The sequence below is a fragment of the Hymenobacter sp. CRA2 genome (assembly GCF_002007105.1).
Taxonomy (GTDB): domain Bacteria; phylum Bacteroidota; class Bacteroidia; order Cytophagales; family Hymenobacteraceae; genus Solirubrum.
Genome location: NZ_MVBC01000002.1, coordinates 108,512 through 132,082, shown reverse-complemented (window position 1 = coordinate 132,082; position 23,571 = coordinate 108,512). Strand labels below are relative to the sequence as shown.

21 protein-coding genes are annotated in these 23,571 nt (G+C 63.5%); 12 read left to right on the top strand and 9 right to left on the bottom strand.

The features are described from left to right. The first annotated feature begins 176 nt into the window (after positions 1–176). Together B0919_RS04315 and B0919_RS04310 are read left to right on the top strand one after the other, a co-directional pair. Positions 177–647, top strand: coding sequence for a DUF4199 domain-containing protein (locus B0919_RS04315; RefSeq protein WP_078010992.1), 471 nt, complete (start codon positions 177–179; stop codon positions 645–647). A 225-nt stretch (positions 648–872) separates the two neighbouring features. Next, on the top strand, positions 873–1,271 hold the full coding sequence (locus B0919_RS04310; protein ID WP_078010991.1) for a hypothetical protein: 399 nt from the start codon (positions 873–875) through the stop codon (positions 1,269–1,271). A 75-nt stretch (positions 1,272–1,346) separates the two neighbouring features. On the opposite strand, the gene B0919_RS04305 is transcribed toward B0919_RS04310, so the two are convergent. After that, on the bottom strand, positions 1,347–1,667 hold the full coding sequence (locus B0919_RS04305; protein WP_078010990.1) for a hypothetical protein: 321 nt from the start codon (positions 1,665–1,667) through the stop codon (positions 1,347–1,349). Between the two features lie 186 nt (positions 1,668–1,853). On the opposite strand from B0919_RS04305, the gene B0919_RS04300 reads away from it, so the two are divergent. After that, positions 1,854–2,624: a murein L,D-transpeptidase catalytic domain family protein gene (locus B0919_RS04300; RefSeq protein WP_078010989.1), complete on the top strand. Its 771-nt coding sequence runs from the start codon at positions 1,854–1,856 to the stop codon at positions 2,622–2,624. A gap of 80 nt (positions 2,625–2,704) precedes the next feature. Here the strand turns inward: B0919_RS04300 and B0919_RS04295 are convergent, their stop codons facing one another. Then, complete coding sequence (locus B0919_RS04295) at positions 2,705–2,893, bottom strand: hypothetical protein (protein WP_078010988.1); 189 nt, start codon at positions 2,891–2,893, stop codon at positions 2,705–2,707. Positions 2,894–3,074: 181 nt separating this feature from the next. Here B0919_RS04295 and B0919_RS04290 point away from each other — a divergent pair, with 181 nt between their 5' ends. After that, on the top strand, positions 3,075–3,887 hold the full coding sequence (locus tag B0919_RS04290; RefSeq protein ID WP_078010987.1) for a M48 family metallopeptidase: 813 nt from the start codon (positions 3,075–3,077) through the stop codon (positions 3,885–3,887). A 103-nt stretch (positions 3,888–3,990) separates the two neighbouring features. Continuing rightward, positions 3,991–4,896, top strand: a complete 906-nt coding sequence (locus tag B0919_RS04285; RefSeq protein ID WP_176132845.1) for a diacylglycerol/lipid kinase family protein — start codon at positions 3,991–3,993, stop codon at positions 4,894–4,896. Here B0919_RS04285 and B0919_RS04280 read toward each other — a convergent pair. The 7 genes from B0919_RS04280 to B0919_RS04245 all read right to left on the bottom strand — a co-directional run bounded on the left by B0919_RS04280 (position 4,856) and on the right by B0919_RS04245 (position 14,127). Next, positions 4,856–6,088: a metallophosphoesterase gene (locus B0919_RS04280; protein WP_078010986.1), complete on the bottom strand. Its 1,233-nt coding sequence runs from the start codon at positions 6,086–6,088 to the stop codon at positions 4,856–4,858. The two genes, B0919_RS04285 and B0919_RS04280, sit on opposite strands and share 41 nt — an antisense overlap. A gap of 84 nt (positions 6,089–6,172) precedes the next feature. After that, the gene (locus B0919_RS04275) at positions 6,173–6,805 is read right to left on the bottom strand and encodes an LON peptidase substrate-binding domain-containing protein (protein ID WP_078010985.1); all 633 of its coding nucleotides are present in this window, start codon (positions 6,803–6,805) and stop codon (positions 6,173–6,175) included. Between the two features lie 748 nt (positions 6,806–7,553). Further along, the gene (locus B0919_RS04265; RefSeq protein WP_078010983.1) at positions 7,554–10,982 is read right to left on the bottom strand and encodes an effector-associated domain EAD1-containing protein; all 3,429 of its coding nucleotides are present in this window, start codon (positions 10,980–10,982) and stop codon (positions 7,554–7,556) included. 2 nt (positions 10,983–10,984) lie between these two features. Next, positions 10,985–11,287 (bottom strand): hypothetical protein, encoded by a 303-nt coding sequence (locus B0919_RS04260; protein ID WP_262490541.1) that lies wholly within the window; start codon positions 11,285–11,287, stop codon positions 10,985–10,987. Between the two features lie 13 nt (positions 11,288–11,300). Further along, complete coding sequence (locus tag B0919_RS04255; RefSeq protein ID WP_139361903.1) at positions 11,301–11,822, bottom strand: TRAFAC clade GTPase domain-containing protein; 522 nt, start codon at positions 11,820–11,822, stop codon at positions 11,301–11,303. Positions 11,823–11,827: 5 nt separating this feature from the next. Next, positions 11,828–12,850, bottom strand: a complete 1,023-nt coding sequence (locus B0919_RS04250) for a TRAFAC clade GTPase domain-containing protein (RefSeq protein WP_139361902.1) — start codon at positions 12,848–12,850, stop codon at positions 11,828–11,830. Next, positions 12,847–14,127 carry a GTPase-associated system all-helical protein GASH gene (locus tag B0919_RS04245; protein ID WP_078010979.1) on the bottom strand — a complete coding sequence of 427 codons (1,281 nt, stop codon included), beginning with the start codon at positions 14,125–14,127 and terminating at the stop codon, positions 12,847–12,849. Before B0919_RS04245 ends, B0919_RS04250 begins: the two co-directional genes overlap by 4 nt. Positions 14,128–14,943: 816 nt before the next feature. Here B0919_RS04245 and B0919_RS04235 point away from each other — a divergent pair. The 7 genes from B0919_RS04235 (at position 14,944) to B0919_RS04205 (ending at position 23,540) form a co-directional block, all read left to right on the top strand. Beyond that, complete coding sequence (locus B0919_RS04235) at positions 14,944–16,410, top strand: BON domain-containing protein (protein WP_078010977.1); 1,467 nt, start codon at positions 14,944–14,946, stop codon at positions 16,408–16,410. Positions 16,411–16,448: 38 nt separating this feature from the next. Then, positions 16,449–17,336 (top strand): universal stress protein, encoded by an 888-nt coding sequence (locus tag B0919_RS04230; protein ID WP_078010976.1) that lies wholly within the window; start codon positions 16,449–16,451, stop codon positions 17,334–17,336. 43 nt (positions 17,337–17,379) lie between these two features. Beyond that, positions 17,380–19,803: a phosphoenolpyruvate synthase gene (ppsA, locus tag B0919_RS04225; RefSeq protein WP_078010975.1), complete on the top strand. Its 2,424-nt coding sequence runs from the start codon at positions 17,380–17,382 to the stop codon at positions 19,801–19,803. Positions 19,804–19,831: 28 nt separating this feature from the next. Continuing rightward, complete coding sequence (locus B0919_RS04220; RefSeq protein ID WP_078010974.1) at positions 19,832–20,590, top strand: MlaE family ABC transporter permease; 759 nt, start codon at positions 19,832–19,834, stop codon at positions 20,588–20,590. An 8-nt stretch (positions 20,591–20,598) separates the two neighbouring features. After that, entirely contained in the window at positions 20,599–21,432 is an 834-nt protein-coding gene (locus B0919_RS04215; protein WP_078011384.1) for an ABC transporter ATP-binding protein, read from the top strand. 13 nt (positions 21,433–21,445) lie between these two features. Continuing rightward, positions 21,446–22,438: an MlaD family protein gene (locus B0919_RS04210; protein ID WP_078010973.1), complete on the top strand. Its 993-nt coding sequence runs from the start codon at positions 21,446–21,448 to the stop codon at positions 22,436–22,438. Between the two features lie 244 nt (positions 22,439–22,682). Further along, a complete protein-coding gene (locus B0919_RS04205; protein ID WP_078010972.1) occupies positions 22,683–23,540 on the top strand; it encodes a porin family protein in 858 nt (285 codons plus the stop codon). Positions 23,541–23,571: the final 31 nt, after the last annotated feature.

The following is a 23,571-nucleotide window of genomic DNA, read 5'->3' as shown; positions in this document are numbered from 1 at the left end:
CATTGTCAGCGCGTTGTCGGAGCGTTTGCAAGCTTTTTTCGGCTCAAAACACAACCGCGGATGACGAATGAAAGTATTAATAACCAACCCGGCACTGCGGCTGAGGCGCTGTGGCGCAATCGGTTCAGGTGCGGGTCCCGCGCTTCTCTCCAACTCCTCTAAACTTTCCCTGCCTTATGGCTGATCAACTGCTTTCCCCTGAACGCAACGGCGTACGTTACGGCCTGTACACGGCCGGTTGTATGGCCGCCTATTTCCTGCTGGCCGTACTTTTCGGCGTCGCCCACAAGATTGAATACAGCTACGCCAACAGTGCCATTCTGGCCGTAGGCGTGTGTCTGGCCATTGCGCACTACAAGCGCGCCCGCCACGACCGGATGCCGTATCTGCACGGCTACGGTACGGGTATTATTGCTGCGGCTGTGGCTAGCCTGGTGTTTGGCCTGTTCTTCATCATCGTTACCGTTGTCAGCCCCGGCCTGATGGAGCGCATGCGCGCCGAGGACCTGTTTGGTTTTGACCTGTCGGTAACCATTGCTTTCCTGGCCATTCTGCTGCAAGGTGTGATGTCGGGCGTAATTATTTCGTTGGTGGCCATGCAATATTTCAAGAGCCCCGACCACAAGCCGATGCAACAATTGGAGTAGTTGACTCTTGGCGTTGACAAAAAAGTAAAAAAGCCCCGCTTTTCGGCGGGGCTTTTTTTATTCTCATTATGATACTGAATTTCCCGGAATTGGAACGATTACAGCTGGGTTAAATGTTATAAATGGAAGTTGTTTTGAAACTTTATTAATATATATTTGGACTGAACAAAGCTTTGTGTTACGCCAACGCATCTTGGCTTTCCTGTCCATCAAGCTCCACTCCACATGAAAAAATTGTTGTTTACCCTCCTCCTGGGCGGCGTAGCTATGTCGGCTTCTGCCCAAATGCGCGACCGTGTTGCGGGTGTGCCCACCGATAACGTTACCAAAGCCGGTGCTGAGCAGCTCACCCGGCAGATGACCAACCGACTGCGGCTCAACGAGGCACAGTACATCCGGCTGCGTACGGTGAATCAGCTGAAGCTGGCCCGGATGGATGAAATCCAATGGCAGTATCGCAACGACCCGAAGACCCAGCAAGCACGCCTGATTGAGCTGGAAGCGCAGTATGAGCAGGAGTGCCGCCGCATCCTGACGCCCTCCCAGATCAGCCTGCTGCGCGATGAGCAGCCCCACGACGTGGTGCCCACGCCCACCGAAACGGCCGGCAACGGACTGGGCTAATTTGGGCTCTTCCCCGAAACGCAACGCGGGCGTCCTCTTCATTGAGGACGCCCGCGTTGCGTTTCGGGGAAGTTGCTATTGCGCCGGGGCAGGAGCGGAGTACAGCACTTCCGTAACCGTGCCGAGGGAGCCGAAGCGGATCATCAGCCGGCGGGTAGCGGCGTGCGGACGGCCGGGGGCGCACTGGGGGCCTGGCGCCACGTAGTAGGAGTACACCCGCTGGGTTTGTTCCTGCAGTTCTTCTTCGTCGGGGCGGCCGAGCAAGTCCGCCACGTCGCTGACGTGGGCATTGTACAGGGCTTCGCGGTTGGCATCGAGGGCGCGCAGCAGCAGCTGCCGCTGGCCGGCGCAGCCGCGCACGTCCTGGCGCCAGGCGGCAGCATCGAAACCGGGCATCGAACCGAGGGACTGACCGCAGCCGCCCAGCAGGAGCGTACACGAAAGTAGGAAGAGGGCGCGTTGTAACATTGTGGGAACCAGAGCGGCGGCAGGTCCGTTGGATGGGCTCTGCTTGGACAAATCTACTATTTTTGCCTTTGGCCAGGTTTCTGCCTGCGGTTTTTTAGGCTTACTTCTCCACCCATGAAGTTTTTTCGTTGCGCCCTCGTTGGGTTGTTGCTGCTGACGTCGGGCCTTGGGCCGGTGGCGGCTAAAGGCCCCGTGCGCCCCGTAGCGCCCGCACAGGCGGCGTCGTTGGTGGCTTTCGAGCAGTACCTGGCGCGTACCTATGTGGCCGCCAAGCTGGGGCCGACGGGGCTCAGCATGCCGGTGCTGCGCAACGCCCTCATCGGCTACTTCAACCTGCGCAGCCGCGGCCTAGCCAAGCAACCAGTGCTGACGGTGGTGGACTTCAGCCGCTCGAGCCGGCTCAATCGCCTCTGGGTGATTGACCTGAACCACTCGCGGCTGCTGTTTCACACGCTGGTGGCCCACGGCAAAAATACCGGCGAAGAGTTTGCGCGCACTTTTTCCAACCGCGAAGGCTCGGAAATGAGCAGTCTGGGCTTTTATCTGACGGGCCAGACCTACCAGGGCAAGCACGGCCTCTCTCTGAAGCTACAGGGCCTCGACCCGCGCTACAACTCCAACGCCGCCGACCGCGCCGTGGTGGTGCACGGCGCCGATTACGTAAACCAGGATTTTATCCGGCAAACCGGCCGCCTGGGTCGCAGCCAGGGCTGCCCGGCGCTGCCCCCGGCGCAAGCCGCCAGCATCATCAAAACCATCAAAGGCGGCTCGGTGCTGTACGTGCAGGGCCCCAGCTCGGTGGCTTACACCTCCAATTGGCTGAACATGAACACCGCGCTATCGGCTTTCCAGCCGCGGGGCAGCGGCTTCAGCGTGGGCCAGTAGTCTGGCTGAGCAGGCATAAAAAAGGCCGGGGCCGGCTTCCTGTACTGGAAGCCGGCCCCGGCCTTTTTCGGGGTGAGGGGTCAGGCCCGGTCGCCGGTGGCGCGCACCAGGCTGATGCCGGCGAAGAAGAAGATCAGCCCGACGCCGAGCGGGACGAAGGAGTTAATCTTGCTCAGGCCCACCATGCCCAGCAGGCCCATGGCGCCATAAATGATGCCCGCAATGCCGAGCAGCGTCAGCAGCGAACCGAAAGTGCGTTTCTGATTCATAGTTCAGGGGGAGGAGTATCGGGAATGCGGCGCCAGCCCGTGGCAGCGCCGTTTTGCCTGATACGCAAGCCAAGCAGTTTTGGCTATATAGGCCGGTACAACCCTGTTGGCGGGGCCGCGTTAGACGGCTTACCCCCGGCTGCGGCCGGGCTTCCTTCCATTCCTACGTTTCAACATTCCCATGAGAGGCAACCTTCGATACCTCATAGCACTGGTGGTAGCCGGGTTTTCGCTGATAACCTACTACTGCAACCGCCAGACCAACCCCGTCACGGGCGAGGTGCAACACGTGAACATGACCACCGAGCAGGAAATAGCCCTGGGCCTGCAGGCGGCGCCCCAGATGGCGCAGCAGTACGGCGGGCTGTACCCCGATCAGCAAGCCCAGGACGCCATTGACCGCATCGGCGCCACGCTGGTGCAGGCTTCGGGCGCGGGCCGCTCGCCCTACCGCTTCGATTTTCACCTGCTGGCCGACCAGAACACCATCAACGCCTTTGCCTTGCCGGGCGGGCAGGTGTTTATCACCGCCGGGTTGCTGAAGCACCTCAAAACCGAAGGCCAGGTGGCCGGGGTACTGGGCCACGAAATCGGCCACGTCATCGGTCGCCACTCGGCCGAGCAGCTGGCCAAGACCCAGCTTACGCAGGGCCTGGCCGGGGCCGCCGGCATTGCCGCCTACGACCCCGACCGTCCCGGTGGCTCGTTGGCCAACGCGGCCATTGCCGCCGCCATTGCCAAGGTCGTGAACCTGCGTTTCGGCCGTGAGGACGAGCTGGACGCCGACCGCCAGGCCGTGAAATACACCGCCCAGGCTGGCTACGACCCGCGCGCCATGATTCAGGTGATGCAGATCTTGCAGGAGCAGGGCGGGAGCGGCCGCGGCCCCGAGTTTATGAGCACCCACCCCGACCCGGGCAACCGCATCGGGGTGCTGCAGCGCGAAATCCAGGAGGAATTTCCCAGTGGCCTGCCGGGCGGGCTAAAGCCCTAACGCTACGCGCTGACTATGTGCGCGCTGGAAACGGCCGGGACCCAGGTTCCGGCCGTTTTTATTTGTACTGCGTTTATTGCTTTGCCGTCATTTTACCACCTCAATGCCCGATACCCCACCCATTCTGCGCCACTTGCTGTTCGTGATGAACCCGATTTCAGGCGACATCGACAAAGCCGAGGTGCAGCACCTGATCCGGGAAGTCTGCCGCGAGCGGGGCCGCACCACCGAGCTCTACGAAACCACCGGCGAGGATGACCTGAACCGCCTGCGTCGGCACCTGCAGGGCCACGCCTACGACGCGGTATTTGCCGCCGGCGGCGACGGCACCGTGAACCTGGTGGCGCAGGCCCTGAGCGGGAGCCAGCTACCGATGGGCATCCTGCCGCTGGGCTCGGGCAACGGCCTCTCCAAGGACCTGGGCATTCCGCAAGACCCCGAGGCGGCGCTGGGCCTAGTCTGGCAGCACCGGGTGGTGCCGGTGGATACCTTGTCGGTGGGTGGGCATTTCGCAGCGCACCTAGCCGATTTGGGCTTCAACGCGCTGATTGTCGCGCGCTTTGCCGAGGGCGGCACCCGCGGCCCCGCGGCGTATGTACGCGTAGCCCTGCAGGAGTACATGAGCTACGAGCCGGCCCGCTACCGCGTGGTAACCGACCAGGAAACCTGGGAGGGCGAAGCCTTCATGCTCACCATTGCCAACGCGCGCACCTTCGGCAGCAACGTGGTCATCAACCCGGCCAGCCGCATGGACGACGGCCGCTTCGAAGTGTGCGTGATTGAGCCCTTCCCGGGCACGGCCGCGCCGGGCATCCTATACCAGCTCTACACCGAGGGCTTCGACGAATCGGCGTACACGCGGCGGCTGCAGTGCCACTGGGCCCGCATTGAGCTGCCGGGCGTGGCGGACGTGCGCGTGCAGGTGGATGGCGAGCCGCTGCACCTGCCCACGCCGGTAGAGGTGACCATCAACCCGCAGAGCCTGCGCGTGCTGGTGCCGGCGGAGTAGGGGGCGTGAGCTGCCAACGGAAGGGCGAAGGAGCCGGCGTACCTTGGTTGTCGGCGGGCTCCCAGGTGTGCAGCCACAGCTGGCCGTCGGCGTAGTAATCGAGGCTGAAGAAGCCCTTGTGCTCGTGGGTAAAGGTGGCCTTGCCGCCATCCTGTACGAAAGCCGTTTTGCTGCCCGAGCCGCTGACCAGGAAGTGCACCGCGCGCCGGAAGAAGTACTGCAGGTTGTGGTCGTGGCCGGCGGCGTACACGGTGCCCGGAAACTGCCGTAGCACCTGCAGCAGGCGGCGGCGCATGCGGCGGTAGCGTGGGTGGGCCATGTCCTCGGCCGCGCCCAGCACCCGGCGGTAAGCCGGAAACAGCGACCCGATGACGGGCAGCGGCACATAGGCGCGCTTGTGGGCGGCCGTGAGCGGGAATACGTGCTGCTTGATGGTGAATTTGCCGCCGTGGACGGCATTGGAAAACAGCGGGTGGTGGCCCGCCACCACCACCTGTCGGCCGCGAAACTCCTCCAGCAGCTCGCGTAGCTGCTCAAAGGGCTGGCGGGCGTCGTCGGCGGTGCAACCGTGGCTGCGGCCTAGGGGGCGCGGGCCGCGCTGCACCCACCACTGCGTGTTGAGCACCAGCAGTACGAGGTTTTCGGCCAAGGGCAGCGCTACGGGGCCAGGGCAGCCGTTTTCGGGCAGGTACAAGGCCCGCGGCAAGTGGTGGCGGATGTAGGTTTCCTGCGCCTGCAGGTAAACGTAGCCGTCGGGGCGGCCTTTGTTCCAGTCGTGGTTGCCGCTGAGGTATACCACCTGCCCGGGAAAGTCGCGCAGCAGGTTCAGTTGGGCATCGAGGCGGTGCTCGGCGAAGGGGCGCTGCGGATGGCCCACGGGCGGCAGACCGGTGGGATAGACGTTGTCGCCGAGGATGACCACCGTGCCGTGTGCCCTAGTCTCCCGCATCCATTGTTGCAACAGGTTGAGCACCGGGTCGCGGCCGTCGGTAGCCACGGCGCCCAGGTCGCCCACCAGGCAAATGCGGTGCAAAGGCGCTTCGGTAGGCGGCTGTAGCGTGGCCCAGTGGGCCGCCGCAGCGGCCACAAACGGGCGCCGGCGGTAGCGGCGTTCCCGCGCAAAGCGCAGCAGCAACCACGCCAGTACAAGGCAGGCTGCCGCGGCGAGCAGCCAGAGGTAGAGGTGCGTCACAGCCCCGTGTACGGCCGCTGGGGCGTTGCGGTCGAGAATGGGCAGCCGGCAAGTGCGAGGCAGGCCAGCCCGCGCCGTTATGGACTAAAAATTCGGCGGCGTGAGGTGCTTGAAATGGCCGTTTTGGCGCACCCGCTCCTTCAGGCGCTCGGTCTCCAGCACCACGGGCAGGATGCGCGCCAGGTGTTCCAGTACGTACTCCTGCCGCTCCGGCTCGGTGTCCAAGGCCAGCAATGCTACTTCCTGCTCCGTTGACAGCCCGAGGTGATGCGCAATGTCGAAGATGGTGTAGTCCGGGGCCAGCTCGATGAAGAGCTTTTGCAGACCCAGCGCCCCGTACAGCTTCTCGATTTCGGCGCTGATGTGCTGCTTGAGCAGCGGATCGGGCTGCGAATCGTCGTGCAGGTCTTCTACGGCGGCGGCCCCGTAGAGCTTGCCCGGCGCCTGGCGGTAAACCTCGCTGATGCGAAACCGCCCGATGGCCTGGGTGCGAACATCGGACTCGCCGCTGGGGTAGGTGCGCTCCACGCGCAGCAGCCGCATTTCCGTGCCGATGGGCTGTACTTGGTCGTCGAGGTAAGGCGGAATGCCGAAGGTGATGTCCCCGGCGAGGCAATCGGCCACCAGCTGGCGGTAGCGCGGCTCGAAAATGTGCAAGTTGAGTTTCTCGCCGGGAAATACTACAAGGTTAAGAGGGAAGAGTGGTAAAAGCCTCATACGCATCTAAAATCGGATTTGGTCGAAAGAAGTAAGGCGTGGGTCCCGATGCTGTTGGCTATTTTTGGTACCCACTTGGTCCCAAGCAGGACCCAAGCGCAGACCTCGCGAAGTAGAACATTTGTCCGAATGTGGGCAACCAAGTTCGCCGTGCCGGGGCGAAAGCGTTTGAGGCTGCCTATATAATCAGAGGGTATTTTAGCAGCGGCATCAACTACATCGCCTATGGGCAGTCCAACGACGTGGCCGCCGACCTAGACGCTGAACCTGGCAACGGCCGATGCGGGCGCTACGACATTGTATATTTGGCTTAACAGCGGCTCTGCTGCCTTCATGAACAGTAGGGCCACGACGCTCAGTGGCTAGTCACACGCAGTGACAGCCGCCGAAGTAGACACCGGCGACGACCTGGACCTGTTGGCCGCTCTGACCATTGCGGAATCAGTGCGGGTAATACTCAATAAAGGCGTGGATACCTTCGCCAGCGGGGCGCTAATTATCGTGGGCAACGGTCCCAACGACATGGGTTTTGTTACGGGGCGTGGGTGTCCACTCGTAATTGCCTTGCTCCATTTAGCCTTACCTGCAGCCAACGCATCTTTTGTGCTTTGTGAAGCTCTTCACCCCGCTTCTTCTCCTCAAACGTCCTTCTGGAGAGGAAAGCGGGTTGCCTCATTTGTCGGATACTCCGGCACACCCTTACCCGACCCATCAACTAACCTGAATCGGACTTATGATGACTGGTCCTTTACAGCAATCCATAATAACGCTGTAATGAAGGATTTGCTGGGAAGTCCGCCTGCACGGCTTCGAGCAGGGAGCGTGGCGTAATATTACCACTGCCCCCCTTGGCCAGATAGTCCAGCGCGTGATGCCATTGCGTATCAGCAGGGTCTGCTTGTTTCAAGAAGCTTAGCTTTCCGCCCGCCCGCTTCCACACTTGTCGCTCTTCGGGGCCTCGGTCGTACAAATCAGCAAGAATAGTGGCGAGTTCACTGCGAGCCGACACGGAGCCCAACAGTTCGGTCAGCGGGGCGCTGGCGGGTTCAGAGCTAGACATCACATCTGTTGACCGCGGTTGCGCGGTGGCCGGGGCCGCTTGTGCAGGGGGGAGCTCACTGATTTGGTCATTGAGCAGATGAGCCAGCATTTCGGCTGCGAAGGCAGTGGCGTTGGCGGCGGCAATTGGCTGCCAACCGGCCTGATCGGATGCGGTTTTGTTCTCCAACAGGTCGGAGATACCGCGGATGACAATGCCCTTGCTATGGTGCGAGTGGACGGGAGCCAGAAACCCATATCCTTCCATTTCTACGGCTATGGCCTGGCTCACGCTTTGACTGATTAGCTGGTAGGTGGCTGAACGATTGGAAGCTACGACCTTCTCGCCCGCAGCAATCGGCTTGACTTCAGCTTTATATTGCCCATGTGGTCCCAGCCGGTGCTGCCACAGATTGCGGTTAGCAATGAACTTAGCTAACTCTGTAAGCTCGTGCGCTCCAGAGTGGGCCTTGATGCGGGGCTTGTACGTTTCGCCATCTTTGGCGCCCTCGTATTGCAACACTTCGGATGAGGCGACAACATCGCCCAGGCTGACATCTTTAATGCCGCCGCCCACGCCCACGAAGAAAGCATAGCGGGGCTTGAAATGCGAAAGGGCACGCTCGGTGGCCTGGGCAGCATCCACATTGCCTGCCCCGGACTCCGCCAGAGCCACCGAAAACTGCCGCCCGTCATGAGCGAAAATTCCTTGCGTGTAACGGGGGCCCGTTGTGGGGTGCCTTATGGCTTGAGGGGCCGATAAAATTTGCTGTACGGCATTAAATTCCAGACCTAGCGCGGTCATAATGAGCACATCAGTTGCCATGTTGGAGGAGGTAGATGGAGTGTAGGGGAACTGGGGTGAAAAAGAACGGCCGGTGTCGCTTGTGAATAATCCGGCTAACCAACTTTTTACACCATTCAGCTGGCTTTCGCATTCGGCCAAAACAAGCCGAAAGCCAGCATCGCGTTTGGCCCGGTCCGCCACTTTTTGCGCGGACAGCGACCATCGTTTGCTGTTGATGAGCCGGCCAAGGACCACCGCGTCCGCTGGCTCTATGGCAGGAAGATCTGCCACGTAGTCGGCTAGGTAACGGTCGGTCAGGTTGTCGCAGCCAGCTTGAATGGCAAGAACGGCTGCCGGGGCGGCACGGTAGGTGGAGAGCAATTGGGTGGTGAAAGCCGGCTGCTGCACCGCTTGCCGCAAAGGGGCTTCGATGGAGGTGTATCGTCGTCCGTCCACCAGTTCGGCAGTCAGTGCCTGAGCGGTTGCTTTCAAGAATACCGACCGACTGGGAGCCGGCAGCACGGCCCACAATGATGAACGCCGGGGGTGGTGCAACACATTGGCAAACGACGACCGGGCAATGCGTGGCAGCAATGAGAAAGCCCTGGCCGGGTTTTCAATCAACAGGCTTAGGTAGGCATCCACTGTAGCGGCTGGCGCGGTCAGCCCTGCGGTTAGCTTGTCTGATTGGCTTACCGCGTACTCCCAAATTTGCCGCCAAGCATCATCTGCCACATCAAGCCCAGAAAGGAGCGAAGAGTCGTTGGCGCAGGCCGCGCCCGCCAGTTTCAGCAGTTGGTTATCATTGGTTTCCAGGGCCAGGGCCAACAGGTCGTCATCGGCTACAGCTTGAGCCAGTTGCACCACCTGTGGCGAAGCGTTGTTACGTCCGGTGCCCTCGGCCACTACCTGGCGGCGCAAGGCTGCGGCCGGAAGCAGGGCCGCAGCCGCCACGGCAGCGTGCAACGCCCACCAGCCCCACTCGCGGCTCAGGGCCAGCAGCGGTTCGGCTACGCCTTTATCGAGCGTAGCTGGCGCGGTGGCGGCAAGCACGGAAGCCGCTGCGGGGGAGGGAGCCAGCGTAGCGAGCAATTTTATACGGGTAGCCTCGTGGTGCTGTATCCCCAGCCACCATGCCGGAGCCAGGGCCACCGTGGGCTGGCGCAGCTGGTCGGTTAAGGCAGCCTCTACAGCGACCCGCAGCCACGGCTGGTTGTCGGCGGCATCCGGACCCGTGTCGAGGTCGAAAGCTTCAGTTACAGCATCAGGCGCGCTGGTTGCGGCGGTCATTAAGACTTTTACCCTGGTAACAACGGCTGCTTCCAAGGCGGAGGTATCGGCAAAGGGCGCTAAGGAAAACTTGCGCAGGTTTCTCAGCGGTGGCTCGTTGGAGGTAGCAATAGCCTTGATTAAGCGCGACAGCACGGCCTCTTTGATAGTTACTCCTTTAGCTGGTGCGGGCTGAAGCGCCGCCACGTCACGCGCCAACGACATCAGTTCGGCCGCAGACAAGTCGGCTAGGCGCTCGTAGTTGGTGAAAGCCCTTTCGTGCTGCGTGAGGGCACGAAACAGCGTTGGTTCTATCTCCAACGCGCGCAGGAAAGCGCGGAAGGGAGTGGCGCAAGCCGCATTCCAGAGTACCTGTTCCTGCAAAGACATAGCGGAGGCAGCAGGTTCGCCGGTGAGGGTAATGAGCGGTCGGCCGACCCAACGCCCTGCCACCACCGGCGGCACGCCTACCAGCAAGCCTGCTTCCGCACCAGTGGCGGTTGGGCTGAAGCGGGTAGCCCAGGTAAGCAGCGGGCGCAGGCTGGGCAGCAGCCCGTTCCACAGGCGTACCAGCAGCGCCGCCATTTGCTCCTGCTCGGCACTCACAGTCACCGCCGTTGCCCCGCTAAGTAGCTGTTGCCCCACTTGCCGCCAACTATTAGGTAAGGAAGTAAGGAAATTATCTGAACGCTCAGCCGGGCAAAAAGTAACAGGGGGGAGCTGGATGCGGTCGGCTGCGGCGGGCGGCACGGGAAGCAGTAGGGCCAGCAGGTCTGCCAGATCGTTCACATGGAGCACGGCCGCTAGGGGCAACAGCAGCACATGGGTGAACACCATGCCGGCGCGGGCAGTCGTTTCGTCGGGCCACGTGCGGCTGAGTAAAAAATACTTGTCAGTAACAGCTCCGGACAGATACGAGGACACTCCGGCCGGAATCATCTCGTTGCCGGGGCGGTCGGTGAAGCCCGGTAGGAAGTTTTGGAGCGACTCGCTCAGGGGTTCACTGCTGGCCAGGTACCCGTGCGAGGTGCCGCGCACGGCCCCGTAGTAAGCCTGCTGGATGAGGATGGGCTTGACAGACATATTCAGGGCGCCACCAACAGCGTGAGGTCGGAACTGTGCGTACCGTCGGCCAGCACCACGTACCCTTTCATCTCAGGGCCATCCACAAAATCTTCGTTGGGTATGTCGGGGTCGAGCGTGGTTTCGGTGGACGAGAGGCCCAGGATGCGCAGCGCGGCGGGCTCCCAGGTGGCCGTCAGAAATTCGTCTAGAAACGGCAGGCAACTCCGCAACTGGTCGGCTGGGCGGGGCGCTTCAGCTACGTTGGGTAGAATATCCCAGCAGGTAAGGGCTACGGTCAGACGCGGTGCCTGGGCCCGCGACAGAGCCGACTGCCCCCTAGCGTAGCATCTGTAACAACTCGATGTAAAAAGCCGGGGCCGACAGTTCCCCCTGCGCTAGCGCCTCTTTGGCCCGGGGGCGCTGCTCGACCAAGTGCGAACGAGAGCGGTTGGTAACGTCTTCGAGCGGCTTTATCTCATCTGGCCGGATAAACAGCAGCCATTCGTTGGCCTGCGAAATCATTTCCTGCCAGCGCGGCGGGATGAGGTAGTTTCTGACCAGGCTTTGCACCTGCTCCCCGGCGTAGTCCGGGAACGTCAGCGCCACCTGTTGTCCCTGCCGGTCGGCCACAGTAAAGCTGATTACCTCGTTAAATCCACTGGGAGTGTGCCCAGCCGACCGCCCTTCGCGTAGGCGCTGGATGATGTGATTGATGGCCGTTAGGTCGGTGGGTGGTACGGTCATTTGCAGGGCGTACTGTGCAGCCCGGCGCTTGTCGGTAAGGCGCAGGTAGAGCTGGCCTACGTAGTGAGTTTTGCCCACGTGCGGTCCGCCCAGAATCAAAAGTTGGTGAGCCATCCGGATTAACAGATTATTTGGCGGCGCAGTAGAAATAGGTCTTGCTCGGTGGCGGCCGGTACAGGCACGGGCGGCGGTGTACCCGATTCGCGACGAAGTGTGTCCAGCAGCCAGGCCACACTGGCCAGTACCTGCGGGTGCCACTGAGCGGCTCCGCTTAGCTCCACACTCACCTCAAACTCGCGGTAGTGGCGCGCGGCATCGTGTTGCAGGTGCTGGCTGATATCCTCCAAAAATTGTGGGCGTTCATTGGGCAGGTCAGCTTTGGTCCACATTAGTCCCAGCGGCCGGGTGCCAAGCCCGTGCTTGAGCCGGTCGGCTAAATCCATAAGTTCCCCACGGGCTGGGCCGCGTTGGCTACCAGTTAATCGTTCTCGGTCGGCGAAGAGTAGGAAGGCGCGGCTCTGCTGGTACACCCAGCGCGCCCCAGCCGCCGCGTCGGCCTCGTGCCGGACAACCCAGTTGGTGAACCACTCGCCGGGGGCGTCTGTGAATACCACGTCGAGCACGGCGGCCGGGGCGTCGTCCGGACGAAGGACCAAGTGCAGCAGGCCCGGTACGCGGCCTTCGTCGCGGCCGGTGCTGCGGCTGGTGTGCGGCGGAAACTGAATGTCGGTTCGATCTTCCCGAAATGTGAGGGAGCTGGCAATGGCTTCCCAGCCGGGCAGCGTACAGGAGCCCGCAAAGCGGTAGCCCGGAATAGCTTGGCCCTGGCGCAGCAGCGCGTAGAGCAGCGCCAGAAACGTGGTTTTGCCCGCGTTGTCGGCCCCCACCAACCCAATGCATACCACCTGCGAGCGGGCCTTGAGCAACCGCATATCCTGCGCCCCCAATGGACTACCCGTCCAGCTTACGCGGAAGCCAGCCGACAGGTGAACTTCTTCATTTGCGGCCGCTGCGGCGGCTTTACCCGCTGCGGTGGGTTCGGAGACCTTGCGACGGAATTTACACTTAGCACCGTCGCCACCGCCCTCTTCGGCGCAGCCCGACTCTTCGGGGTGGCAGTAAGGTTGAGAACATGTGCTCATGAGCGGGCAGACAGTAGACGGTCGGTGAGTAGGTCGTGGAGTAGGATAACGGCCAGCTGGTCGGGAGCGGCGGGGTGGTCGGGGCGCAGGCCGGTGCGGACCTGCAGCTGCTCGGGGGTGGCGCGCTGGTGCAATACCTGCGTTAGGAACGCGGTAAGCGTGGTGCGCTCATCGCAGGCGGTCATCTCCTGGGGTAGCGCTTGGCGCAAGGCCGTGCGGTGCTCGGCGGTGGCGAAGGGGGCCACCAGCTCGGCCAGCGTTTGGGGGGCGGGCTTGCCGCTCACCACGGCGCGGTACGTATCAGTCAGCAAATAGTCCACGCTCACGGGAATGGTGTTGGGCACCAGCTTCGCCAGCTCTACGGCCATGACGGCGGGCAGCAGCGCAACATCTAGGTCGCGGTAGCTACGGCGGAGCGTGGTGGAGTACAGCGTCTCCTTCCACCACAATAGTTGGCTACGGCGCTCCACCGCCTTCATGGCCTGCTGTGACTTGGTTAATGTATCGGTTATAACCTTGCTGACCGAGTCGAGGAAACTGTTTAGCTCTGCTTCGAAGCTGGCGGTGGAAAGAGATTTGCCCGAGGATTTTATAGCTACCTCGATGGCATTACCAATGGCTGCAGCCGATTTTGACCCAAATGCGGTACCCTCTTCGTCTTGAGGGCGGATTGTTCCGTACTTATCCTGAAGTTGCAGTGAGTGAATGGCTTCTTTTAACAAAACTTCAAGTTGCGTTTTGTCAACTGCTACCTCCGCAGGCGAGAGGGAGAATTGAAATTTCTCAATGTGAGGCGTAAAGCCAGCTTGATCCAACGACCATTCCGCAATAGCCTGGGTTTCTAGCTTGCTACCGAACTCCTCCAGCAGTAAGTCAATAACGGGCTTCTCCGCGCCGAAGTCCGTGAAAGGATAATACCCGCTGGCAGTGTAGTACAGGACTTTTAGCGCTGTCAGGTCTTCCGAGGCACGTTCGTACAGGGCGCTCAACATGACGCCCCGCACCGTTTGGCGGGGCATGGTCCCTTTGAACCTGCCGCCGGCTCCTGGCCAATGCTTCTTTATCAGTTCATAGGTAGCTGCCAGCAGGGCGTTGTCTTCCGCAATGTGGGCATCGAGGGCTACCAGCGTGTAGCAGCGTATCTGGCTGGGCGTCTTCTTGAAAATCTTGCCTAAATCAGCAACAGCTTTCAGGAGCTGGTCGCGACGGGCGTCGTCGTCACCGATACCGAAAAAGTCGTTTTCGTGCCAGCGGTCGAACAGGGGATTGGCAGACATGAATGCTGATTGGTGTCTAAAATGGTTAGCGCGAGATGCTAACGCAAGTTAGGTGAGCCGAGGCTAATAGTGAGTAGGAAAAAAAGCTATAAACTTCGTTATGCTACCGATAGCCAGCGTGTATGTGGTGCGCGGCGTCGAGCAAGCGCAGCGGCTGATAGTCGAATAACTAGTCATCGGGTTTTCGTGCGCCTTGGTCGTGCTTGTCCGCCGCTCGTCGGTGGAGGGCAGGTCAAGCCACCAGTGCCTTCAATTTCCCAAGTTCTTCCGCTATCCGGCTGCTTTTCTACCGTCGTTTCTGCTTATGCCCGCCGCTATATTTCCGGCGTATTCTGGGGGCTCCGGCCGCCTGGCCGGGTGTACTGCCTGGCCTACTGCTAGCCGCTGGCCAGGCTCAGGGCCTAGTAGATAGTGATACCACCGCCCCCGATGCCCTGCTAAAACTGAGCACTGCTAACAAGGGCCTGCTGCCCCAGCTGACTAAAACCCAGCGCGACGCCATCCAGAGCTACGCCGTGGGCCTGTTCATTTACCAGACCGATAATACACCCGGCCTGTATATCTACGGCGGCTCGGAGTGGAGCCAGCCACCCAACGCCGTGACTATTAGTATCAAGATGCGAGCCTGGCATACTACGTCACTTTGCTTGTATACTACCGCCTGAGCCAGGTAGATACCGATGGTCGAGCTACACTTTAGCCCAGTGATATAAATCACCAATAAAGGTGCGCTTCGTCATGATAAACGCGCTGTAGAACAAGCATTTTGGGGTAGTAAATACAACCACCCGGCTGGGTCTTCACACTGAAACGGCCATGGCAACCCTAGTATCTACCCTCGCACGGGAAACAGACCTCGCAGATGCGGACATCACGGCCGCGGTGGAACGTCTGCTGGCCATCAAAAGTGGAATAAAAGCCCACTGGGTCGACGTCAGCACCGCCCAGGGCATCGTGACGTTGTCCGGGTACGCGGACCACCTGCTGGCGCGCGAACGGGCCGAGGAAATTGCCCAAGCCGTGCGCGGGGTGCGGGGCGTCATCAACACCATCGACGTGCGCGCCTGGGTCGACCTGCCCGACGTGACGTTGCGCCGCGACGTGGAAGAGGCCCTACTGCAGGACGCTATTACCTGCCACTACGAGGTGAGTTGTACCGCCCGCGAAGGCCGGGTGATGGTGCTGGGTGACGTGCCGACGTGGTCGGACAAGGACCTGGTGCTGCACGTGGTGAAAAGCGTGCGGGGCGTGCGCGCCGTGGAGGACCACCTTCGCTCCCCGGCGGGCCTGGGGCATGCCGCTGCCTCCGGGGCCGAGCTGGCCGCCGCCCTTGAAGAACTGCTGGCTTGGGATGTGCGCCTCAACAGCGCCCTGGTGCAGGTGCGGCCCGATGATGGAGCCGGCTTGGTGCTGCGCGGGTACGTGGGCAGCGCGGCGGAGCGGCGCGACGTGGTGCGGGCGGCCTGGCGCGTGGGCGCCGCGGCCGTGGAGGCCGCCGGACTGCTTGTGGCCCCCGCCGCTCGCAACGACGCCTTGCGCGGTGACAAGCACGCGCCCCGCGCCGACGCAGAAATCCAGCAAGCCATTCGGGACAGTTTCTTTTACGACCTGCGGGTACGCTCCGACGAGCCGGAAGTCGACGTGCAGCACGGGCAGGTGACGCTGCGGGGCTGCGTGGACAGCCTGCGTGCCCGGCAGGCGGCCGAGCAAGACGCGCTCGGCGTCGTGGGCGTGCTAAGCGTCAGCAACTACCTGCGGGTGCGCCCCCGGCAGCCGGCAGCGGACACCTCCATACAGGTGCACGTGCAAGCCGCCTTGCTGCGCGACCCGTACCTGCAGCGGTTTGCGCTGGAAGTGGTGGCCTGCAATGGGCAGGTGCGGCTGTACGGCACGGTGGACTCGCACTATGAAAAGCAGCGGGCCACCGAGGTAGCCGCCAGCCTGCGCGGGGTAGTAGCTGTCGACAACGGCCTGACGGTGCCAGCGTGGCCCACGGCCGGGGGCAGCGATTATTACGCCTGCTACCTCGCCTACGACCCCGCCGCCCCGGCTTCCGACCTCCCCAACGCGACCTTGCAGCAGCGCATCGAGCAGCAGCTGGCCTGGACGCCGCTGCTGGCCACCCAGCCCATAACGGTGGCGGTGCGCCGCGGGCAGGCCACCCTCACGGGCACGGTGGATACCTGGCTGGACCGGCAGGCGGCCGCGCTCTGCGCCCACGAAGGCGGAGCTGGCTCGGTACGCAACCTGCTGCGGGTGCGGGCACCGGGGCCAGCGGCCTGAACGCGGTGTGCTGAAACTGTTCTAACCTAGCCTTACAGATGAAACCCATCTTCGTTGTCCTAACCGACCTCTCGCCCGGGGCACACCGGGCGGCGTATTACGCGGCGCTGCTGGCGGGGGCTACCGGGGCCGAGCTACGGCTGGTGTACCTGGAAGCCGAGGCAGTAGTGGAGCCGGAGTTCGGGATGCTGCCCCTGCCTGCCGAGTACCTGGACCAGCAGCAGCACGACGTGGCTGCAGCCTTGGCCGAACTGGCCCGGACGCTGCCCGCTCCGGCCCGGGTGCAGCCGGCCGCCGGCGGGCTGCACGATACGCTACAGGCCCTTATCCGCCGCCAACCGCCGCACCTGCTGGTGCTGGGTCTGGCTCCTGAGCACGACCTGATTGACCAGCTGCTCTACAACTACGCCCTGCCGGTGCTGCGCGACACGCACTTGCCGCTGCTGCTCGTGCCGCCCGACGCAGCCCTCGACCCCAGCCTGCCGCGTCAGGTAGCCCTGGCCCTCGATGGCGAGGCCTTTCGCCTAAGCCCGGCCGCGCAGCGGCTGCTGGCCCTGCTGCAAGGGCTGCCGGCCGAATACACGGTGGTGCACGTGGCCGGACCCGCCGGCCCGGGTGGGAATATGCGCCGTGTGGTGGAGACGGCCCGCCAAGCCGGGGAGCTGCCTGGCGAGGCGGTGGGCTTTTCCACATACCAGCTGCGGAACGCCTCTCGCAGCGCGGGGCTGGTGCAGGCCGCCGCCGATACCCAGGCCGATCTGCTGGTACTGGTGGCGCGGCCGCGCAGCTTCCTGGCCAGCCTGCTGCCCTGCCACCTGGCCACCGCCGTGGCGCGCAGCTGCCCGGTGCCGGTACTGCTGTTGCCGGCCGCGGCCGAGCCAGACCCGGTTACGCCGCCGTCGGCGGTTGATGGCCTGCTGTACTAATCCTGGACTTCTCCTGCTTGCCCGCCCTTTTCTCCCCGTATCTATGAGCCCGAACACCCCACTTACCCTGCCTTTTAGCGCGCTGACCAACGAACATGTAGCCGTGGTCGGCGGCAAGAATGCGTCCCTGGGCGAGCTGTACAACCGCCTCACGTCCCAGGGCGTGCGCGTGCCCGATGGCTTCGCCACCACGGCTGCCGCTTACGGGCGCTTTCTGGACGCCAACCACCTGCGTGCGCCGCTCACCGAGCTACTGGCCCGCATCGACCCTGAAACCTTCGCGGGCCTGCAGCAGGCCGGCGCCGAAGCCCGGGCCCTGGTGCAAGCCGCCGCGCTGCCCGCCGACGTAGTGCAGGCCGTACGCACTGCCTACCGCCAGCTGTGCGCCGGTAGGCCCGCCGACGTGCAGGTAGGCGTGCGCAGCAGTGCCACCGCCGAAGACTTACCCACCGCCAGCTTCGCCGGGCAGCACGACTCCTTCCTGAATGTGCGCGGCGAATCGGCCGTGCTGGCGGCCGTGCAGCGCTGCTACGTGTCCTTGTTCAACGACCGGGCCATCAAGTACCGCCTGCAGCAGGGCTTCGACCACTTGCGCGTGGCCCTGTCGGCAGGTGTGCAGCTGATGGTGCGCTCGGACCTGGCCTCGGCCGGCGTGGCCTTCACCATCGAGCCCGAAACCGGCCACGAGCAGCTCATCTACCTGACCGGCAGCTGGGGCCTGGGCGAAAACGTGGTGCAGGGGGCCGTCAACCCCGACGAATTCTACCTCTTCAAGCCCGCCCTGCGCCAGGGCGGGCGCGCCCTGGTGCGCCAGCGCCTCGGCGACAAAGCCCAGACCATGGTGTACGCGCCCAACGAAGCGGGCGGCGGCTTGCAGAACACCGATACGCCGGCCGAGCGGCGCGCGGCCTTCGTGCTCAGCCCCGCCGAAGCCGAGCAGCTCGGCCATTGGTGCCTGCTCATCGAGGAGCACTACGGCATGCCGATGGACGTGGAGTGGGCCAAAGACGGGCTGACCGGGGAACTGTTCATCGTGCAGGCCCGGCCCGAAACCATCCACCACGGCCACCACGCGCTGCGTTTGCACGAGTACCGCCTGACGGAAAAAACGCCCGTGCTGACGGCGGGCAAGGCCGTGGGCAGCCAGATTGCCTGCGGGGTGGCGCGCATCCTTACCTCGCCGGCCGAGGGCCATCGCCTGCAGCCCGGCGACATCCTGGTGGCCGACAGCACCAGCCCCGACTGGAACGTAGTGCTCAAAAAGGCCTCAGTCATCGTCACGAACCGGGGCGGGCGCACCAGCCACGCGGCCATCGTGGCGCGCGAGCTGGGCGTGTCGGCCGTGGTGGGCACCCACGATGCGACCGAGAAGATTCAGGACGGGCAGCTCATCACCGTATCCTGCGCCGAGGGCGACGAGGGCCGGGTATACGCCGGCCGTCTGGCCTGGACGGAAACGGAAATCGACCTGGCAACCGTGCCCCGGCCCAGCACCAAGCCCATGCTCATCCTGGCCGACCCCGACCGGGCCCTGACCCTGGCCCGCTACCCCAGTCAGGGCGTGGGACTGCTGCGCATGGAGTTCATCATCAACAACGCCATCCGCATTCACCCCATGGCCCTGGTCGACTTCGCGCGGGTGACCGACGCGGCCGAACGGGCGGAAATCGAGCGGCTGACGGTGCGCTACGCCAGCAAGCCGGAGTACTTCGTCGACCAGCTCAGCCAGGCCATAGCCTTCGTGGCGGCCTGCTTTTACCCGCGCCCGGTGATTGTGCGCCTGAGCGACTTCAAGACCAACGAGTACGCCAACCTGCTCGGCGGCCGGCCCTTCGAGCCCCAGGAGGAAAACCCCATGCTCGGCTTCCGCGGCGCCTCGCGCTACTACAGCCCGCAGTACCGCGAAGGGTTTCGGCTGGAATGCCAGGCCCTGCACCGGGTGCACCACGACCTGGGCCTGACCAACGTGAAAGCCATGATTCCCTTCTGCCGCACGGTGGAAGAGGGCCGCACGGTGGTGGCGCTGATGCAGGAGTTCGGGCTGCCGCGCGGTGCCGACGGGCTGGAAGTCTACGTGATGGCCGAAATTCCAAGCAACGTCATTCTGGCCGCCGAATTTGCCGAGGTGTTCGACGGCTTCAGCATCGGCTCCAACGACCTGACCCAGCTCACCCTGGGCCTAGACCGCGACTCAGCCATCGTCAGTTCCCTCTTCGATGAGCGGAACCCGGCCGTCAAGCAGCTGCTGGCCCAGGTGATTCGCGCGGCCCACGCCAGCGGCCGGCCCATCGGCCTCTGCGGACAGGCCCCCAGCGACTACCCCGACTTCGCCCGCTTCCTGGTGGAGCAGGGCATCGACAGCATTTCCTTCACGCCCGACGCGCTGCTGACCGGCATGCGCAACATGGCCGAGGCCGAGCAGGCCCTGGCGGCGGCAAAAGCGCCGGCCGTGGCCGTGCTGGCCTGATTTAGCAAGACTGGGACTACCAGTAACTATGCCCAACTATCCCATTCTGGCCCTGACCGGCGGCTTAGCCCGCTTTGCCAGCCGCTTCTTCCGCGACGGATTCCGTCCCCGCTACGAGGTAGGGGAGTGGCTGTACCAGTGCTACGTGGTGGGCTACCAGTCGCTGCCGCTGGTGGGCGTGACGGGCTTCATCATGGGCATTGTGCTCACGCTGCAGAGCCGGCCGACGATGGCGCAGTTCGGGGCCGAGTCGTGGATTCCGGCCATGGTGGGGCTGACCATCATTCGCGAAATGGGCCCGATTATCACCGCGCTGATTTTCGCCGGCAAAATCGGCTCCAGCATCGGGGCGGAGCTGGGTTCCATGCGCGTCACGGAGCAGATTGACGCCATGGAAGTATCGGGCACCAACCCCTTTAAGTACCTGGTGGTAACGCGGGTGCTGGCTACCACGCTCATGCTGCCGATGCTGACGTTGCTGGCCGACGCCATTGCCCTGTACGCCTCCTACATCGGCCTGAACATGCGCGGGGTGACCACGCTGGCCTTGTTCGTCAACAACATTCTGGGCCGGCTGACCTTCGGTGACGCGCTGCCGGCCTTCGTGAAGACCTTCTTCTTCGGCTTCGCGGTGGGGTTGATCGGTTGCTACAAGGGCTACTACGCCGACAAGGGCACCGAGGGCGTGGGGCAGGCCGCCAACTCGGCCGTGGTCGTCTCGTCGCTGGTCATTTTCATCCTCGACCTGGTAGCCGTGCAAATCACCGGCCTGCTAGGCCTCAACTGATGCTACTCATGCTACCCGGCCCTATCCTCACGTCCAAACCGGCCCCGACTGCTGCGGCAACGCCGGGTGCAGCTGCGCCGTCGGCTATAACCCCCACCTCCCTGACAGCCCCAGCCGAAACGGTGCTGACGGTGGAGCACGTCGACAAGTCCTTCGGCGACAACCACGTGCTGCGGGACTTCTCGCTGGCGCTGCGCCGGGGCGAAAACGTAGTGGTACTCGGCAAGTCGGGCTCGGGCAAGTCGGTGCTAATCAAGTGCATCATCGGGCTGCTGCTGCCTGATCGAGGCTGCATTACGGTGCTGGGCCAGGACGTGGCTGGCCTCAGCCACCAGCAGATGGACGAGCTACGGGCGCGGGTGGGTTTCCTGTTCCAGAGCAACGCGCTCTACGACTCGATGACCGTGCGCGAAAACCTGCTCTTCCCGCTGCGCCGCCACTGGCTGCAGCATCGCCGCGCCGAGGAAGACGCGCTGGTGCGCCAGGTGCTCGACGACGTGGGCCTGGCCCAAACCGCCGATTTGATGCCGGCCGAGCTGTCGGGCGGCATGCGCAAGCGCATTGCCCTGGCCCGCACCCTCATCCTGCGCCCCGACATCATCCTCTACGACGAACCCACCACCGGCCTCGACCCGGTGACCTCGCGCGAAATCAGCCACCTGATCCGCCAGGTGCAGCAGAAGTACAACGCCTCGGCCCTGATCATTGCCCATGACATGAGCTGCGTGCGCCTCACCGCCGACCGCGTGGCCCTGCTGCTCGATGGCTGCTGCTACGCCGAAGGAAGCTACGCCGAGTTAGCCGCCCGCCCTGACCCGCGCATCCACGAGTTTTTTGCCTAGCCCTCTGCCTACCATGTCCCAACGTACCGCCGCCCACCACGTCCGCCTCGGTTTGTTCGTGCTAGCCGGCCTAGCCTGCCTGGTCATCACGCTGTTTTTGCTCGGGCGGCAGCAAAACCTGTTCAGCCGCAGCATGACCCTGGAGGCCGACTTCCGCAACGTGTCGGGCCTGCTGGCGGGCAACAACGTGCGCCTGGGCGGCATTCCGGTGGGCACCGTGCGCCGGATTCAAATCATCAACGACTCCACCATCCGGGTGACGATGAACCTCAACCGCGACGTGCAGCCCTACGTGCGCCGGAGCACGGTGGCCACCATCGGCACCGACGGGCTGGTGGGCAACACCATCATCAACCTGGAAGCCCGGCCCGGCGCCGCCCCGGCGGTGCAGCCCGGCGACCGGCTGGCCACCAGCGCGCCCGTGGGCATCGACGAAATGCTGAGCACGCTAAACGTGTCGAACAAAAACCTCATCGGCATCACCCAGGACCTACGCCAGATAACCCAAAAGCTCAACGGCAGCGACGCCCTCTGGCAGCTGCTCGACGACGAGCAGCTGGCCACCGACGCCCGCCGCAGCCTTAGCAGCATCGCCGGGGCCACTGCCCGCCTCGATGCTGCCGCCCGCGACGTGGAGCAGCTCACCAGCGGGGTCCGGCAGGGGCGAGGCGTAGCCGGTTACCTGCTCACTGATACCACCTTTGCCGGCCGCCTCGGCCACGCCACCCGCCAGCTGGCCGGCACCTCCGATACGCTGGCCGCCACCCTGACCGGGCTGAAGCGCCAAGTACAAACCCAGAAAGGGCCGCTCAATACCCTGCTGGCCGATACGGCCTTCAGCCGGCAGCTGCGCCAGAGCATGCGGCACGTGGAGCAGGGCACGGCGGGCTTCAGCCGCAGCATGGAGGCGCTGCAGCACAACGTCCTGGTACGCGGCTACCTGCGCCGGCAGCAGAAAAAGCAGGCGCGGGCGGCGCTCAGTCCTCGACCAGCGGCACGGCCGTGAGTTATTAAGCCGGAGAGGGTAGAGCTGTAGAAGAACGTCATGCTGCCCTTGGCGACACAGCTCGCGGACTAACGCCTGCTCTTCGCTCAGCATGACGCTTTTTTGAACGAGCAAACGGCTTTGGGCTGCGCCTGAGTATCGTATCGGTAATGATATAAGTCATTAGATGGCAAAACGTTCCTCATCGTGTGCGCGGGGGTGCAGGGTTGCTACTTAGGTCAGTTTCAATCAACCACGCAGACTCATGGACCCTGAACCTATACCCCGTAAAAGTGAGCCGTCCCCCCAGGCTGAACCGGCATCGTGCGTTGTCCTTTCGGCCGGAAGGCTGGCCGCCCACCGGTGGCGCTGCCGGCCGGGCAAGGGGCTGGGCGCAGCTGGGTTAGCCGCCCTGCTCTGCCTAGCCGGAACGGGCGCTCAAGCGCAAACGGCCCGCGGCGTGTGCCTGGGGCCCAAAACCGGCTTCTCCCTGGCCGGGCTGGCCGGCGACGTGACCGGGCTGCACGGCCCCGACTTTCGCACCCAGCAGCGCGTCTGCCCCGGTTTCAGTGAAGGATTGGCCCTGCAGATACCGCTGACTGCCCGCAACGAAGCCAGTCTGCAGCCCGAGCTGCTGGTAACCCGCACCGGCTACCGCCAGCGCGTGACGCAAACGGCCGCCCTGCCCGACGGCACCGCCGCGTATTCATACCGCCAAAACCGCATGCTGACCTACCTGAGCCTGCCGGTGTTGCTGCAGATCAATACCTCGCGGGTGTTTATGGAAATCGGACCGCAGCTGGACTATCTGCTGCAGGCCAGCACTGACGAGCAGCGCACCACTGAATTTGCCAGCCAGGCGCCGGTGCAGCAGGAGCATCTTGCGTTTAGCGGCCGGCAGCAGATGACGCCGCTGTGCGTGAGTGGCGTGGCGGGCCTGGGCTACCGAGCCCCCAAGCATTGGACACTCAACGTGCGTTACTACCGCAGCTTCACTCAGATTTTCGACGCCACCGCCGCGGAGGCCGCGCCGCGGGTTTATGCTACCGGCGTGGTGCTGCAAGCAGGCTACCTGTTGCGGCTGGGCCGGCCGCAGCGGCAGGGCACGGCCGACGCTCAGTAAATCAGTTGCGGAGCCTTTTTACAAGGCGCCT

Excerpts from the sequence above, each read along its gene's own strand:
- B0919_RS04310 (WP_078010991.1), top strand. The coding sequence starts at position 873 with ATGAAAAAATTGTTGTTTACCCTCCTCCTGGGCGGCGTAGCTATGTCG.
- B0919_RS04205 (WP_078010972.1), top strand. The coding sequence starts at position 22,683 with ATGGACCCTGAACCTATACCCCGTAAAAGTGAGCCGTCCCCCCAGGCT.
- B0919_RS04230 (WP_078010976.1), top strand. The coding sequence starts at position 16,449 with ATGAAACCCATCTTCGTTGTCCTAACCGACCTCTCGCCCGGGGCACAC.
- B0919_RS04265 (WP_078010983.1), bottom strand. The coding sequence starts at position 10,982 with ATGTCTGTCAAGCCCATCCTCATCCAGCAGGCTTACTACGGGGCCGTG.
- B0919_RS04220 (WP_078010974.1), top strand. The coding sequence starts at position 19,832 with ATGCCCAACTATCCCATTCTGGCCCTGACCGGCGGCTTAGCCCGCTTT.
- B0919_RS04295 (WP_078010988.1), bottom strand. The coding sequence starts at position 2,893 with ATGAATCAGAAACGCACTTTCGGTTCGCTGCTGACGCTGCTCGGCATT.
- B0919_RS04305 (WP_078010990.1), bottom strand. The coding sequence starts at position 1,667 with ATGCCCGGTTTCGATGCTGCCGCCTGGCGCCAGGACGTGCGCGGCTGC.
- B0919_RS04315 (WP_078010992.1), top strand. The coding sequence starts at position 177 with ATGGCTGATCAACTGCTTTCCCCTGAACGCAACGGCGTACGTTACGGC.
- B0919_RS04285 (WP_176132845.1), top strand. The coding sequence starts at position 3,991 with ATGCCCGATACCCCACCCATTCTGCGCCACTTGCTGTTCGTGATGAAC.
- B0919_RS04255 (WP_139361903.1), bottom strand. The coding sequence starts at position 11,822 with ATGGCTCACCAACTTTTGATTCTGGGCGGACCGCACGTGGGCAAAACT.
- B0919_RS04235 (WP_078010977.1), top strand. The coding sequence starts at position 14,944 with ATGGCAACCCTAGTATCTACCCTCGCACGGGAAACAGACCTCGCAGAT.
- B0919_RS04215 (WP_078011384.1), top strand. The coding sequence starts at position 20,599 with ATGCTACCCGGCCCTATCCTCACGTCCAAACCGGCCCCGACTGCTGCG.
- B0919_RS04300 (WP_078010989.1), top strand. The coding sequence starts at position 1,854 with ATGAAGTTTTTTCGTTGCGCCCTCGTTGGGTTGTTGCTGCTGACGTCG.
- B0919_RS04290 (WP_078010987.1), top strand. The coding sequence starts at position 3,075 with ATGAGAGGCAACCTTCGATACCTCATAGCACTGGTGGTAGCCGGGTTT.
- B0919_RS04275 (WP_078010985.1), bottom strand. The coding sequence starts at position 6,805 with ATGAGGCTTTTACCACTCTTCCCTCTTAACCTTGTAGTATTTCCCGGC.
- B0919_RS04250 (WP_139361902.1), bottom strand. The coding sequence starts at position 12,850 with ATGAGCACATGTTCTCAACCTTACTGCCACCCCGAAGAGTCGGGCTGC.
- ppsA (WP_078010975.1), top strand. The coding sequence starts at position 17,380 with ATGAGCCCGAACACCCCACTTACCCTGCCTTTTAGCGCGCTGACCAAC.
- B0919_RS04210 (WP_078010973.1), top strand. The coding sequence starts at position 21,446 with ATGTCCCAACGTACCGCCGCCCACCACGTCCGCCTCGGTTTGTTCGTG.
- B0919_RS04245 (WP_078010979.1), bottom strand. The coding sequence starts at position 14,127 with ATGTCTGCCAATCCCCTGTTCGACCGCTGGCACGAAAACGACTTTTTC.